At 42.8% G+C, this 14,367-nt stretch carries 9 protein-coding genes, 2 tRNA genes and 1 pseudogene; 8 read left to right on the forward strand and 4 right to left on the reverse strand.

What is annotated here, in order from left to right:
* Window positions 1–209 precede the first annotated feature (209 nt).
* Window positions 210–668: an SPOR domain-containing protein gene (locus tag DWW52_RS03620; RefSeq protein WP_118714086.1), complete on the forward strand. Its 459-nt coding sequence runs from the start codon at window positions 210–212 to the stop codon at window positions 666–668.
* Window positions 669–1,105: 437 nt separating this feature from the next.
* Here the strand turns inward: DWW52_RS03620 and DWW52_RS21350 are convergent.
* From DWW52_RS21350 to DWW52_RS03635, 3 genes and pseudogenes are all read right to left on the reverse strand, one after another.
* Window positions 1,106–1,765: pseudogene (locus DWW52_RS21350) on the reverse strand (cell division ATP-binding protein FtsE); the annotation flags it as partial.
* Between the two features lie 109 nt (window positions 1,766–1,874).
* Window positions 1,875–2,531: a ribulose-phosphate 3-epimerase gene (gene rpe / locus DWW52_RS03630; protein ID WP_199691947.1), complete on the reverse strand. Its 657-nt coding sequence runs from the start codon at window positions 2,529–2,531 to the stop codon at window positions 1,875–1,877.
* Between the two features lie 61 nt (window positions 2,532–2,592).
* The gene (locus DWW52_RS03635; protein ID WP_118714303.1) at window positions 2,593–3,105 is read right to left on the reverse strand and encodes a gamma carbonic anhydrase family protein; all 513 of its coding nucleotides are present in this window, start codon (window positions 3,103–3,105) and stop codon (window positions 2,593–2,595) included.
* Between the two features lie 202 nt (window positions 3,106–3,307).
* On the opposite strand from DWW52_RS03635, the gene DWW52_RS03640 reads away from it, so the two are divergent.
* From DWW52_RS03640 to DWW52_RS03655, 4 genes are all read left to right on the forward strand, one after another.
* On the forward strand, window positions 3,308–3,667 hold the full coding sequence (locus tag DWW52_RS03640) for a hypothetical protein (protein ID WP_118714088.1): 360 nt from the start codon (window positions 3,308–3,310) through the stop codon (window positions 3,665–3,667).
* A 188-nt stretch (window positions 3,668–3,855) separates the two neighbouring features.
* Window positions 3,856–3,928: transfer RNA gene (locus tag DWW52_RS03645), tRNA-Gly, on the forward strand.
* A gap of 11 nt (window positions 3,929–3,939) precedes the next feature.
* Window positions 3,940–4,012: transfer RNA gene (locus DWW52_RS03650), tRNA-Gly, on the forward strand.
* 340 nt (window positions 4,013–4,352) lie between these two features.
* Complete coding sequence (locus tag DWW52_RS03655; RefSeq protein ID WP_118714304.1) at window positions 4,353–5,240, forward strand: HEPN domain-containing protein; 888 nt, start codon at window positions 4,353–4,355, stop codon at window positions 5,238–5,240.
* A gap of 49 nt (window positions 5,241–5,289) precedes the next feature.
* Here the strand turns inward: DWW52_RS03655 and DWW52_RS03660 are convergent, their stop codons facing one another.
* The gene (locus DWW52_RS03660) at window positions 5,290–5,592 is read right to left on the reverse strand and encodes a Dabb family protein (RefSeq protein ID WP_118714089.1); all 303 of its coding nucleotides are present in this window, start codon (window positions 5,590–5,592) and stop codon (window positions 5,290–5,292) included.
* A 98-nt stretch (window positions 5,593–5,690) separates the two neighbouring features.
* On the opposite strand from DWW52_RS03660, the gene DWW52_RS03665 reads away from it, so the two are divergent.
* The 3 genes from DWW52_RS03665 (at window position 5,691) to purL (ending at window position 14,235) form a co-directional block, all read left to right on the forward strand.
* Window positions 5,691–9,143 (forward strand): AAA family ATPase, encoded by a 3,453-nt coding sequence (locus tag DWW52_RS03665; protein ID WP_118714090.1) that lies wholly within the window; start codon window positions 5,691–5,693, stop codon window positions 9,141–9,143.
* Window positions 9,140–10,453 carry an MATE family efflux transporter gene (locus DWW52_RS03670; protein WP_118714091.1) on the forward strand — a complete coding sequence of 438 codons (1,314 nt, stop codon included), beginning with the start codon at window positions 9,140–9,142 and terminating at the stop codon, window positions 10,451–10,453. Before DWW52_RS03665 ends, DWW52_RS03670 begins: the two co-directional genes overlap by 4 nt.
* Window positions 10,454–10,545: 92 nt before the next feature.
* Complete coding sequence (gene purL, locus DWW52_RS03675; RefSeq protein ID WP_118714092.1) at window positions 10,546–14,235, forward strand: phosphoribosylformylglycinamidine synthase; 3,690 nt, start codon at window positions 10,546–10,548, stop codon at window positions 14,233–14,235.
* The last annotated feature ends 132 nt before the right edge of the window (window positions 14,236–14,367 follow it).

Consider the following 14,367-nt stretch of genomic DNA (forward strand, 5'->3'; position numbering starts at 1 on the left):
TTCGCATCAAATTATGTTTTATTTAAAATTTTTATTCACAGCAAGAAAGACTGTTTAGCCGCTATTTTGTCTTATCATAACTAAATCAACTATTTCGCAATCATTAATCGTTCGTTTAAAAAAATCTTTTATAACGTATCCAAGTCTCATTATTATCATTAATTTTGCTTTTTCAAAATATAAGATTGATAACATTAAAAATTGGGAAAATGAAAATTATTGTATCTGTAATTTTATTGGCATTAATTACTGTCAGTTGCGGTACGAACAAGCGTGTCTACGCACCACCTTTTGAGGAAGAGGAGACAGAATCGGTAGTAGTGAAAGAGAACGTGCAAACAACAACGGCACAAAATCCCAAAAAGACCGAAAATACAAAACCTGTTGTTTCGAGGGAAGAGAACGTGACCATGACTCACGGGGACGTTATGAAACGTTTTAACGTGATCGTTGGAAGTTTTGCCAACGTGGACAACGCGTTGAAGTTACGGGAAAAACTGAACGGAATGGGGTATACTAGCATTATCATGAAGAATGATGCTGGGATGAGCCGGGTAAGTATTGCCGGGTTTGACGAGGAAGCTCCTGCTCGTACGGAATTGATGAAAGTTCGTGAACGCTTTCCAGAGTTTGCTGACGCTTGGTTATTGATTTCCAAGAAAAAGTAAAATACGGGATAGATAAAATAAAAAGGTCGACTGCTGCCAGTCGACCTTTTTATGTGTCAAATTAATTCAAAACCAACGATATCCGGTCCGTCATCATCCTTTTTCTTGGATTTCTCGTCTTCCGGTTTGTCTTCTTCTTCAGGCTCTTTTTCACATGGAAGTTCCTCGGCAATGAGGTTTTCTTCCTCAACTAAAATAGTCGTTTCGATAGTTGCCATTTCTTCATTTACCGGTTCCTCTATCTGGATTTCGGAAGTTGTCACTTCTATTATCGTGTTTCCCGTTTCGGTGTCGGTCGAAACGATTTCTTCGAAAGTTTCCAGTGGCTCTTCTACAGGTTCCGCGATGGCCGGACTCCCGACATCCACGAATTCACTTTTCAGCCCGTCATTGATGACTTTATTTTTAGCAGCCTGTTTCTCGGCGAACGAGAAATCTTCTCGGACAATACCGTTCTCGCAACGGAATACTCTTCCAGGAAAGCGTTCGATCAAGTCATATTGATGAGTGGCGATAACAACCGTTTTTCCACTGTCACAAATATCTTTCAATAATTCCACCAACCGATAGGAGGTTTCCGGATCTATATTCCCGGTAGGTTCGTCGGCCAAAATAATAGGAGGGGCATTCAGTAGTGCCCGGGCTAAAACGATGCGTTGTTGTTCGCCCCCGGATAATTGGTGTGGGAATTTATCCCGTTTATCCGGTAGTTCAACTTTTTCTAAAACTTCATTGATTCTTTCCTTGATTGCCTTTTTGTCTTTCCAGCCCGTGGCCTTTAAAACGAATTCAAGGTTCGCGTAAACGTTTCTGTCTGTCAGTAATTTAAAATCTTGGAACACGATGCCGCATTTACGTCGCAAATAAGCGATTTGAGATTTTTTGATCTTGCTCAACGGGTAGCCGACAACTTCTCCTTTACCATAGGCAAGGGGAAGTTCTGCATATAATGTTTTGAGTAAAGAGGTTTTTCCACTTCCGACTTTACCGATCAAGTAAACAAATTCTCCCTCGGCTATCTCTAAAGAGACATCCTTGAGAATGGTGTTTTTTTGTTGTCGAATGACGGCGTTTTCCAGTTTTATAATTGCTTCCACCTTATTAATTTTAGATCTTATTGATTTTTTGATTTATGATTTCGGATTAAATGATTTCCTCGCACAGTTCTCACACTCTTTTATATAATCCACCCAATCATTCTCAATACTACATTTTCAATTCTTTCAGGCCCTTGATGTTTTCTGCCGGGTCGGGAGAATTGAACACGAAACTACCTGCCACTAGAGCATCAGCCCCGGCTTCAACCAAGCGTTTCCCGGTTTCAAAATTGACACCCCCGTCGATCTCGATAAGCGTGTTCGCATTTGAATCGGTGATTAATTTCTTTAGTTTGATTACTTTATTGATCGTTTGTTCGATGAACGATTGTCCCCCGAATCCCGGGTTCACGCTCATTAATAAAACCACGTCAATATCCCGGATAACATCTTCCAAAAGCATGACGGGAGTATGGGGATTCAGAGACACCCCGGCTTTCATTCCCGCCGCTTTAATTTGCTGGATAGTCCGGTGGAGATGGGTGCATGCCTCGTAATGCACGGTCAGTATATCGGCACCGGCCTTGTGAAACGCTTCCACGTAACGTTCCGGCTGCACGATCATCAAATGAACGTCCAAGGGTTTGGTTGCCATTTTTTTTATCTGTGATACGACTGGAAGACCATAGGATATATTAGGAACAAATACTCCGTCCATGATATCCAAGTGGAACCAATCCGCTTGACTTTGATTAACCATTTCAATGTCCTTTGACAAGTGTAAAAAGTCCGCAGACAAAAGAGAGGGAGATACTATAATACTCATTTTTTGAAATTTAGAATTTAAAATTTAGAATGGAGAATTTTTCATTCTCCATTTTCAATTGTTATTTGTACCAGCTTGCATACATGGAGTAAGAATTCACGATTCTCTCCACCTCGTCACGCAATAGTTCCGGTCCCATTTGTTTTAGTTTTTTAGCGGGAGCCCCGGCATATACCCAACCGGATTCCACGACCGTTCCTTTGGTTACGACGCTTCCGGCGGCCACGATCGAATTGCTTTCAATCACGGCGTTATCGAGCACGATGGCGCCCATCCCGATCAACACGTTGTCATGAATCGTGCAGCCGTGAACCACGGCGTTGTGGGCGATAGAAACGTTGTTCCCGATATTGGTCGGGGATTTCTGATAAGTTGCGTGTATTGTCGCGTTATCCTGAACATTTACTTTATTACCCATTTTTATATAATGTACATCACCTCGTAAAACGGCTCCATACCATATACTACAATCGTCACCCATCTCAACTTCGCCGATAATGGCGGCATTTTCAGCTAAAAAACAATTCTTCCCGAATTTTGGGGTATGTCCATTTAATTCTCTGATTATTGCCATGATATAATTGAAAATTGAAAATTGAAAATTGAAAATGAATATCAATTCTCGATTTTCGGTTTGTAATTTTTTTAACGTGTCGAAATTACGAAATATATGACAGAAAACAAGGAGAAGGTTTATCTTTTTGGGATATAAGTTCCGGAGATGTTTTCTATATTTGTACCCGATATATAAGTAACATTTTATACGCAACCAGATTATGAGAAGTAAATTTTTATGGGGCTGTTTTTTGTGCCTGTCGGTTATTTGGGTTTCCTGCAAAGGTTACACGGCGCAGGATTACGTGGACGATATGAAGGATTTGACCAAGGAGGTCGTGGATAACGCCTCGTCTTATTCTGCTGACGAGTGGAAAGAGGTTGCCAAGAAGTTCCAGAATATAACGAAGAAAGGGGAGAAGGTCCTGAAAGATATGACTAAAGAGGAGAAGAAAGAGTATCGGAAGTTGAAAAAGGAATTGAAGAAACAAACGGCTAAATTCAAAAGTAAGGAATTTGCCAAGCAATGGGACGAAATGTTGGATGAAGCCGGCGATACGTTGGATGAATTGTTTAACTGATTGATATCTTTTAGTTTCCCACGATAACGTATGAGAAAACGAATAACGGCTTATGTGCGTTTCTGAAAATTTTGGCTGATTTCATTAAAAAAAATCGGCCTTTTTTTTTGCTTTTTGAAAAAAGGTGTTACTTTTGCAATCGCATTTGGGGGCAATCCTCTGCAGAGTTCTTGAAAAGAATAGTTCATGCGAAAATAGCTCAGTTGGTAGAGCATAACCTTGCCAAGGTTAGGGTCGCGGGTTCGAGTCCCGTTTTTCGCTCGCTTTTAAATGCGAAAGTAGCTCAGTTGGTAGAGCACGACCTTCCCAAGGTCGGGGTCGCGGGTTCGAGCCCCGTTTTTCGCTCTCTTGAACGCACCAAAAACTGGTGCGTTTTTTTTTATTTCAAATTTTACGGAATGATTATAGGTGATCCCAAGGTGAACCTAGGGTAATCCTATGGTAATAATACCCTTCCTTCGTTGCTTTTCCCAAGCTTCGCCGTGGCTCGAATAGCTGGGAATGGAGAAGCTCTGGCGAAGCTTCGTTCCAGCTTCAAAGGAGGGGTAGGATTACGGTATTATTACCATAGGATTGGATTGGGTTTTTAGAATGGGAGTGGCGTGTTATGCAATAAATTATAACTTATCTTAGGGTTGCTTCGATAAAACTCGTATTTTTGTAAAATGACTTAATATGGATGATGATGAAAAGATCAATAAAACGTTTACCCAAGCGAACTCAAGAAGAATTAACCATGTTGCTGGGTTTAATCCGGCATCACGTGGAGCATTGTCAGATGATTATTTTGTACGGGAGTTATGCGCGGGGTAATTATGTTTTATGGGATAGTAAAATAGAGTTTGGCGTGAGAACGTGTTATCAAAGTGATTATGATATTCTAGTCATTGTTTCAACCTCGACGGTTAGAAAAGTGGAGGAAAGGTTACGGAGAGTAGTGTCAAAATATCATAAGGCTTTTGAAAATCGCCGTCATGCTTCTCCGCAATTTGTTGTAGAACATATCAATACCATCAATAATAATCTTGAAATAAGCCAGTATTTCTTTACTGACATTGTGAAAGAGGGTATTATGCTTTATGATAGTGGTAAATGTTCTTTGGTTAAGCCTCGCCAGTTGAGTTTTAAAGAAATCAGAGATATTGCGCAAGAGGAATTTGAGGCGGTCTTTCCATATGGAGAGAGATTTTTAAAGTTGGCGAAAGAAGAGTTTTCGGATGGACTTCCTAATGTTTCTGCTTTTCTTTTGCATCAAGTTTGTGAAAAATTCTACAATTGTATTTTACTCGTCTATACAAATTATCGTCCGAAGAATCATAAGATCAATGAACTTGCGGGAATGGTCAAACGTTTTTCCATGGATTTGACCAATGTTTTTCCACGGAATACGGACTTTGAAAAAGAGTGTTTCGAGCTTTTGTGTCGTTCGTATATCGAAGCTCGCTATAATAAAGATTTCAAGATTACTTCCGAACAGTTGAAATACCTTATTTCCCGTGCTGAAGTACTGAAAGATATGACTTATCAACTTTGCACGGGAAAAATTGCTGAATATGGTGCTATAATTGAATAAAAATAAGGGGAAAACTCTTTTTCAACAACACCCTTCGCTCTTCTTAATTCTATTCTTGAAAATCAACGAACACCCGGCTCTCCCGGATTTTCTTGCAATAATCGCTTACTTTAACGTGTTCGGGATGTACTTTGTAGCGAGCGAGAGCCTCTGCATCTTCAAACGTGGAGATTAACACGGCGTCATAGGCCATTTCTGACACTTTTTCGTTTATACCGACTTGTAACGATTTTATCTCCGGTACGATCCCGACTAATCGCTCTAGGCTTTCTTTCATGATTTTAGCGTTTTCGGCTTTTGTCTTTCCTTCGGCAAACTCCTTGAGTTTCCACATCACGATATGTTTTAGCATGCTTTTTGATTTAAAATTAAGTGATGCAAAAATAGTTATTAGAAAAAAATAAAGCTATTTTTGAATCTGAAATCGTGAATCTAAAATTCAAACTGATTATGGCAGGTAAATCCAAAAGCACAAAAACAGCGGTTAGTAAAGCTGCTTCTAATATAAATTTCAAGTTCAAAAGTATCCAAACAAGTTCCAGTGAGGTGATTGATTTCGCGGGAGATAAGCATTATCGTACAGTCTTTCGTTTGAACGAGGTAGAAACGTTGTTCGTGGATACGGAGTTTATTAACAAGCAATTTGATGAGAAATCTTGGGAGGCTGAGATCGTTGCCGTTTTGTTTTACATGAACGGCAAACAACCGGTCGCGGTGGCACAAAAAGGGGGAAAGATTGTCATTCCGGAAACGGAGTCCCTTTTCCATTTTACCACTACATTCTCGGCAGAAGACTTCACGGATTTCACGTTTCGGGAAGGCGTGTACCGGGCACAGATCGTAATAAATGGGGAGGCCGGTTTGTCGGATGAAATTCATTTTCTGGAACCGCATGATTATTTCCGGGATTATTTCAAGCTGTTGGATGTTGGTTTTGATAAATGCGTGGAGGAAGCTCCCGACGTGCAACGTCCTCATTCTTACCGGGCATTGGCCATGGAGGGATTGACGGATGTCCGTTTTTATCTTGTCGCGGAAAATTATTTGGCTCACGAGTGGACATACGAATTCATTATCAATATATTCGACACGAACGGAAGAATGAAGGCAAGCCGTGTGGCAAAAGGGAATTATTATATTCCGAATCGTGACGGGAAACGTTTGCTTTGTTTCGCAATAGATCTGGGAGCGGGATTAGAGAATTTTTGGACGGAAGGGGAGTATAAGGTTGAATTATTATGTTTTGACCAATCTGTCATGCAATTAAAATTTGTCATCGGAGATCAGGATATTCCATACGATTTTTCGGATGAGCTTGCCATTGTAAACGGGGTGTCCAAAGATACTTCAACATCGGCGGAAATTGCACCTCAGGATAAGGAAGAGGCTTTGTCCAGTTTGTATCAACTGGTGGGATTACGCCGGGTAAAAGAAGAAATCACGAGAATCTACGAGTTGGCCGAGTTCGTGAAAATGCGTCAGGAAAACGGGTTTAGCGACAAATTGCCCCTGATGAATATGGTGTTTATGGGAAATCCGGGAACGGGAAAACATACGGTCGCGGAGATTACTGGAAAGATTTTTTATCATTTGGGAGTCTTGGCGAATGGTAAAGTACATCAATATCGAAGGGAAGATTTTACTCGTCCGGGTTACACGATGGAAGAGCAATTAATTCGGGAAGCTGTCACGAAATGTCTGGGGGGAGTTCTCTTTATTGAAGATGCCGATGAACTTTACCCGACAAATGACCCCAATGATCCGGCTATCCGGATATTCAACACGTTGTTGAATATATTAGAACAGGAACAGCCGGCATTATTAGTGATCATGGCAGGGGATAGCACGGATCTGCAAGCATTGGCGAGCGGGATTCCCGGGATGAAGAAGTGTTTCCCGAATCAGTTCGTTTTTGATGACTATACGGCCGATGAGTTGATGGATATTACCCGACAGATGTTGATAAAAAGACAATTCAAGTTTACTCCTGAAGCTGAAGACAAGTTTTTCGATATGTTGAAAGATTGCTGCACGGTGAAAGATTCCGGCTTTTCCAACGGTCGGTTTATCGAGGATCGTTTGGAGGATGCCGCTTCCCGTATGGCTAAACGCTTGATGACAAGTCATGACGGGACTCGTTCGAAAGAAGATATGATGTTGATTCAAGCGGATGATATCGAGACTTTTGAAGAACCGGATCCGAATAAATCTCTTGATCTGTTCAATGAAATGATCGGGTCGAATGAATTGAAAAATAGTTTAATAAGCTATATTAATTATGTCTATTTTATTCGGGAAAGACAAAAACACGGTTACGCGGATGTTGTTCCCCCGTTACATATGTTGTTTACCGGGAATCGGGGAACCGGAAAGACCACGGTAGCCCGAATGCTTGGGGAAATATTCGAGTCGGCTGGTATACTGGAGACTTCCAACGTGATTGTCCGAAGTCGTGGGGAGATTGTCGGGGACGGTTCTATTCCGCCTCAACAGATTGCCATGTATATTTTTGAGCAGGCCAGGGGAGGTATTCTTTTCTTGGAAGACGCGCATACTTTATTCCAGGATAACGTGGGAGCGGCTGCATTGGGGGTTATATTTTCCCAGTTGTCACCCACGGATAACGGGGATACAATTGTTATTTTGAGTGGTGATCCGGATGAAATGGAAAAAGCGTTAGCAAGTAATCCGAAAGTGAAGACTCTTTTCCCGTACCATTTTCATTTCGCGGATTACACGCCGGACGAGTTAATGGAGATTGCTGTTCAAAAAATCGCGGAGAAAAATTACACGTTACATCCGAAAGCAAAGGAGGCTTTCAATGCATTGGTGACTCAGGTGTGCGAGGAGCGGGATAAATATTTTGGAAACGCTCTTTTTGTCGAGAAGATGGTAGATAAAGCCATTCATAACCTATCTGCTCGCACGATGAAGATCAGGAAGGAGCGGGAATTAACCCGCAAGGAAATCACGACGTTGATGGCTGCCGATATTCCGGCTGCAACTTCAGAATTGCCGAATTCTTACAAAGATACGTTTGATGAAAAGGAGATCGCGGCGGCATTGAAGGATTTGGATCACATGGTCGGGCAGGCGAAGATGAAAAAACAAATTCATGATTTTGTTAATTTAGCCCGCCATTATAACCAACAAGGCATTAAGTTGAACACGCGTTTGTCTTTACAATGGTGTTTCACGGGTAATTCCGGAATGGGTAAAGGAACGGTTGCCCGCATTATTGCCCGTATTTACAAAGCGATGGGGATTGTTGATAAGGGGGTGGTGACGAGCTTTAAAGTGGAACGCTTGATCGGACTCACGGAGGAAGATGCCGTTCAGAGTATCGGGATGGCATTGTTGCAATCTAAGGGGGGACTTTTCTTCTTTGATGAAGATTCAAGCAGTTTGAACGAGATTCCCGGATTCCGGGATCGGGTAAGGGCTATACTGGTGAATCAACTGGCAACACAACCGGGTGCCTATAACGTGATATATGCCAAGCAAGACCCGCCTCGTCAGATTATCAATGATGAAGTAGAAAAGGTTTCGGATATGATTAATATTCTTGTTTTTGAGGATTATACGGAAGATCAATTGATGGAGATATTGAAACGTGATCTAGCGACGGATCATACACGAATGACCCGGACGGCCCAACAGCACATGAAGCAATTTATATCTTATATCGTGACGAATAAGAAACGTAGCCATGCCAGCGCACGGTTAGTGAAGTTGGTGGCTGAAATGATGATCCGGAACCGGGTGCAGCGTTTGGCTAAAAACGGGAAGATTGGCGACACGGAGCACAAGCATTCGATCACGATGCAGGACGTGGAAATGTTTACTCCAACCCTGTTGGATAGTATGATATCAGAACGGAATACAATCGGGTACAAGCAATGAATCGTAGAATACTTCGTCTTGCTATTCCTTCTATCGTGTCAAATATTACCGTTCCCTTGTTGGGATTGGTTGATGTGACGATTGTCGGACACTTGGGGGCAACCGCTTTTATTGGTGCTATTGCAGTGGGAGGATTGTTGTTCAATATTCTATATTGGAATTTTGGCTTTTTACGAATGGGTACTAGCGGGTTGACCTCGCAAGCCTACGGGCGAAAAGATCCCGAAGCGGAGGTTCGGGTGTTGGTTCAAGCCGTGAGCGTGGGATTGATTTCGGCGTTAGCCATGTTGATGTTACAGTATCCTATCGAGCGATTGGCTTTTCGCCTGTTGGATACGAGTGTCGAAGTCGAGCAATATGCGGTTACTTATTTCCGGATTTGTATTTGGGGGGCTCCGGCTGTATTGGCCCAGTACGGTTTCACGGGATGGTTTATCGGGATGCAGAATTCCCGTTACCCGATGTATATAGCGATTATAATGAACGTGATTAACATTGCATGTAGTTCTTGTTTTGTTTTTTTGCTGGGAATGAAGGTTGAAGGTGTTGCATGGGGAACCGTGGTCGCGCAGTATAGCGGGGTCTTAATGGCTATCGGGCTTTGGTTCTTCAATTTCAAAGATTTGAGAAAATATATTCATTTGCGAGGAAGTCTTCAGTTGCTTGCCATGCGGCGTTTTTTTGCCGTGAACCGGGATATTTTTTTACGCACGCTTTGTTTGATCGGGGTGACTACATTTTTTACTTCAACCGGGGCAAGACAAGGAGATGTGATTCTGGCCGTTAACACGTTGCTCATGCAGTTGTTCACGTTGTTCTCTTATATCATGGACGGGTTTGCTTATGCCGGGGAAGCGTTATCGGGGCGTTATGTCGGGGCTTGCGATTTGGTTCGTTTGCGTCGTGCCGTACGGGCTTTATTCGGGTGGGGCGTCGGATTGTCTTTGTTATTCACGTTGTTGTATATGATTGGTGGAGAGGGTTTTCTTGGCTTGTTGACGAATGACAAGGTCGTGATTCAAACCGCAAGCCACTATTTCTACTGGGTATTGGCTATTCCTTTGGCCGGATTCGCGGCTTTTCTCTGGGATGGTATTCTTATCGGAGCCACGGCAACACGGTATATGCTATGGGCCATGCTTGTTGCTTCCGGGAGCTTTTTCCTGATATATTACGTTTTTTCAGGCGCAACCAATAATCATATGTTATGGTTAGCCTTTCTGGTTTATCTAGCTTTACGCGGGGTCATGCAAACATTTTGGAGTCGTCGAATCTTCACGCGAGAGTATTTAGAAAAAATAAATCAATAATTTGAAATCTAAAATCAAATACGGTTATTTGCCCGCTTTTTATTATATTCGCGGTGCAAATACGTGTAGTTGAAAATAAACAAATAAAGCACATGGCTATAGTATTCTATCAGAAAGATGCAACAGTGTATGCCGTACACTATAAAGAAGCGGAAAATCCTTTAGATGTAAGTAAATTGGAATGGTTGTTCAGTGACGCTAAGAAGGTACAAAGCGATTCATTGGAGAGTTTTTTCGTGGGACCCCGTCGGGAAATGATTACCCCGTGGAGTACTAATGCCGTGGAAATTACTCAAAATATGGGAATTTCCGGGATTCTGAGAATTGAAGAGTTTACTCGTGTGGAAAGTGAGAAAGCGGCTTTTGATCCGATGCTTCAAGCATTGTATAAAGGGCTGGATCAGGACACGTTTACAATTGATAAAAAACCGGATCCAATCGTGTATATCGAGGATATCCGGGCATATAACCAACAGGAGGGCTTGGCGTTGAACGAGGAAGAGATTTCCTACCTGGAGGGATTGAGTAAAAAATTGAACCGTCGGTTGACGGATTCGGAAGTATTCGGTTTTTCACAGGTAAATTCCGAACATTGCCGTCATAAGATTTTTAACGGTAGATTTATTATTGACGGGGAGGAGCAAGAAGAATCGCTTTTTGCCATGATCAAGAAAACGTCGAAAACAAACCCGAACCGGATTGTTTCAGCATATAAAGATAATTGCGCTTTCATCGAAGGACCGGCTAGCGTGCAATTTGCCCCGGTATCACAGGATAAACCGGATTTTTACACACAGAAAAATATCAATACGGTTATCTCTTTGAAAGCGGAAACGCATAATTTCCCAACGACGGTAGAACCTTTTAACGGGGCCGCAACTGGCTCCGGTGGTGAGATTCGTGACCGTATCGCGGGAGGACAGGCTTCTCTTCCGTTAGCCGGAACGGCCGTGTACATGACTTCGTATCCACGTCTGGATGCAGATCGTCCTTGGGAGTCTGCTATTGATCCGCGAAAATGGTTGTACCAGACTCCGGAGGATATCCTGATCAAGGCTTCTAACGGGGCTTCCGATTTCGGAAATAAATTCGGTCAACCTCTGATCGTGGGTTCAATTCTGACCTTTGAACATGAAGAACACGAGAAAACTTACGGGTATGATAAAGTGATCATGCAAGCGGGAGGTATTGGTTTCGGAAATAAAGAACAAGCGATGAAACACACCCCGGAAGTGGGCGAGCAAGTGGTGTTATTGGGTGGTGATAATTATCGCATCGGAATGGGCGGAGGCGCAGTTTCTTCCGTGGATACCGGAATGTTTGCCAATGCAATCGAGTTGAATGCCGTGCAGCGTTCTAACCCGGAAATGCAACGTCGGGTATGCAATGCTATTCGTTCTATGGCTGAAAGTGACATGAATCCGATTGTTTCTATTCATGATCACGGGGCAGGAGGTCACTTGAACTGTTTGTCCGAGTTGGTAGAGGAGACCGGGGGATTGATTCATCTGGAGAAATTGCCTATCGGGGATCCCACGTTGTCGGATAAAGAAATCGTCGGGAACGAGTCACAAGAACGTATGGGACTCGTGATGAAAGCAAAAGATGTAGAAACCTTGCAACGGGTGGCAGATCGCGAGCGAGCCCCGATGTACGTGATCGGAGAAACAACCGGGGATCATCGTTTCGTTTTCGAAGACGGGAGAACGGGAGAGAAACCGATTGATTTGGAAATGACCGATATGTTCGGTAATCCCCCGAAGACGATTATGGAAGATAAAACAGTAAAAGAGCATTTTACGGATATTGAATATAGTGAAGATAAAATAGAGGAGTATATCGAGCAGGTGTTGCAGATTGAAGCCGTGGCTTGTAAGGATTGGTTGACGAATAAAGTCGATCGTTCCGTGTCCGGTCGTGTGGCTCGCCAACAATGTGCAGGACCATTACAGTTGCCGTTGAACGATTTAGGGGCTGTTGCATTAGATTATCACGGAGAGAGAGGAATCGCCACTTCTATCGGACATGCTCCGGTGGCTGCATTGGCAAACCCGGCTTGTGGTTCTAGGTTAGCTATCGCGGAAGCGTTGACGAATTTGGTATGGGCCCCAATTGAACAAGGATTGAAAGGAGTTTCTTTATCAGCTAACTGGATGTGGCCTTGCAAGAATGCGGGTGAAGACGCCCGTTTGTATGAGGCTGTAAAAGCTGCTAGTGATTTTGCGATTGAGTTGGGTGTTAACATTCCCACGGGTAAAGACTCTCTTTCCATGACACAAAAGTATGGTAAGGATAAGGTTTATGCCCCTGGGACGGTGATTATATCTACCGTGGGAGAGGTTACTGACGTGAAGAAAATCGTTTCTCCCGTCTTAAAACCGGATACAGACACCGAAATCGTGTATGTCGATTTTTCTTTTGATAAATTGCAATTGGGAGGTTCCAGTTTTGCCCAGATTTTAAACCGTGTAGGCAAAGTGACTCCGGATGTAAAGGATGCAGATTATTTTGCTAATGCTTTTACCACGATACAACGTTTGGTGGAGGAAGGTTATGTTCTGGCAGGACATGATATTTCCGCAGGGGGTATGATTACCACGTTGTTGGAAATGTGTTTTGCCGACAATCGTTTGGGATTGGATATCGACTTCTCGTATCTGGCCGAGAAAGATTGGGTAAAGATTCTTTTTGCAGAGAATCCGGGTGTGCTTATTCAAATTAAAGATTGCAAGAAAGTAGCTGCTATTCTTGACGAAGCGGGAGTTGCTTATAACTTCTTGGGACGTTTGGGTAAAGCAGGGAAGATGAATATAAAGAAAGATAACAAGACTTTGAACTTGGATATTCCTTCTTTGAGAGATTTGTGGTTCAAGACCTCTTATTTGTTGGATCGCCGCCAGAGTGGTAGTGAATTGGCTCTTGAAAGATACAAGAACTATAAACATCACGATCTGAAATTCAAGTTTGCTCCTTCTTTTACCGGGAAGCGTGCTCAATTCGGTTTGGATATAAATCGTACGAAGCCTTCGGGCGTGAGAGCGGCTATCATCCGGGAAAAGGGATGTCAATGCGAGCGTGAAACTGCATGGGCAATGCATTTGGCCGGTTTCGACGTGAAAGATGTTCACATGACGGATCTTGTTTCCGGTCGGGAAACACTGGAAGATGTGAATTTGATCGTTTTCGTGGGTGGATTCTCTAACTCGGATGTACTTGGTTCCGCTAAGGGATGGGCCGGAGCATTCAAATATAACGAAAAGGCCCGGTTAGCCTTGGAGAATTTCTACAAACGGGAGGATACTTTGAGTTTGGGTATTTGTAATGGTTGCCAGTTGATGGTGGAACTTGATCTGGTGTACCCGGAGCATTGTGAGAAAGCGAAGATGTTGCATAATAACTCTCACAAATTGGAATCCGAATTTATAAGTGTTGACGTGGTCGAGAATAATTCCGTGATGTTGAAGTCATTGGCAGGTTCTCGGTTAGGAATATGGATCGCCCATGCAGAAGGACAGTTCTATCTGCCTTACGATCAAGACGAATATAATATTCCGATACGATATACTCATGATACATACCCGGCCAACCCGAACGGATCACCTTTTGCCACGGCAGCTATTTGTAGCAAGGACGGTCGTCATTTGGCTATGATGCCTCACTTGGAACGTTCATTACAACCGTGGAACTGGGCATATTACCCGGAAGGCCGTGAAGCTGATGAAGTCAGTCCGTGGATTGAAGCATTTGTAAATGCTCGTTTATGGATCGAAAAGCATAAATAAACAATAGATCTCACCAACCTGAACAAGAGGATGAAAAGTAAACTTTCATCCTCTTGTTGTATTTCGGGGACAGGGAAACAACTTATATAGGTTGTTTTTTTAGAATCATTATTATATCTTTGTTATATTATA

Origin of the sequence: Odoribacter sp. AF15-53, from assembly GCF_003479425.1 — a bacterium.
Classification (GTDB): Bacteria; Bacteroidota; Bacteroidia; order Bacteroidales; family Marinifilaceae; genus Butyricimonas.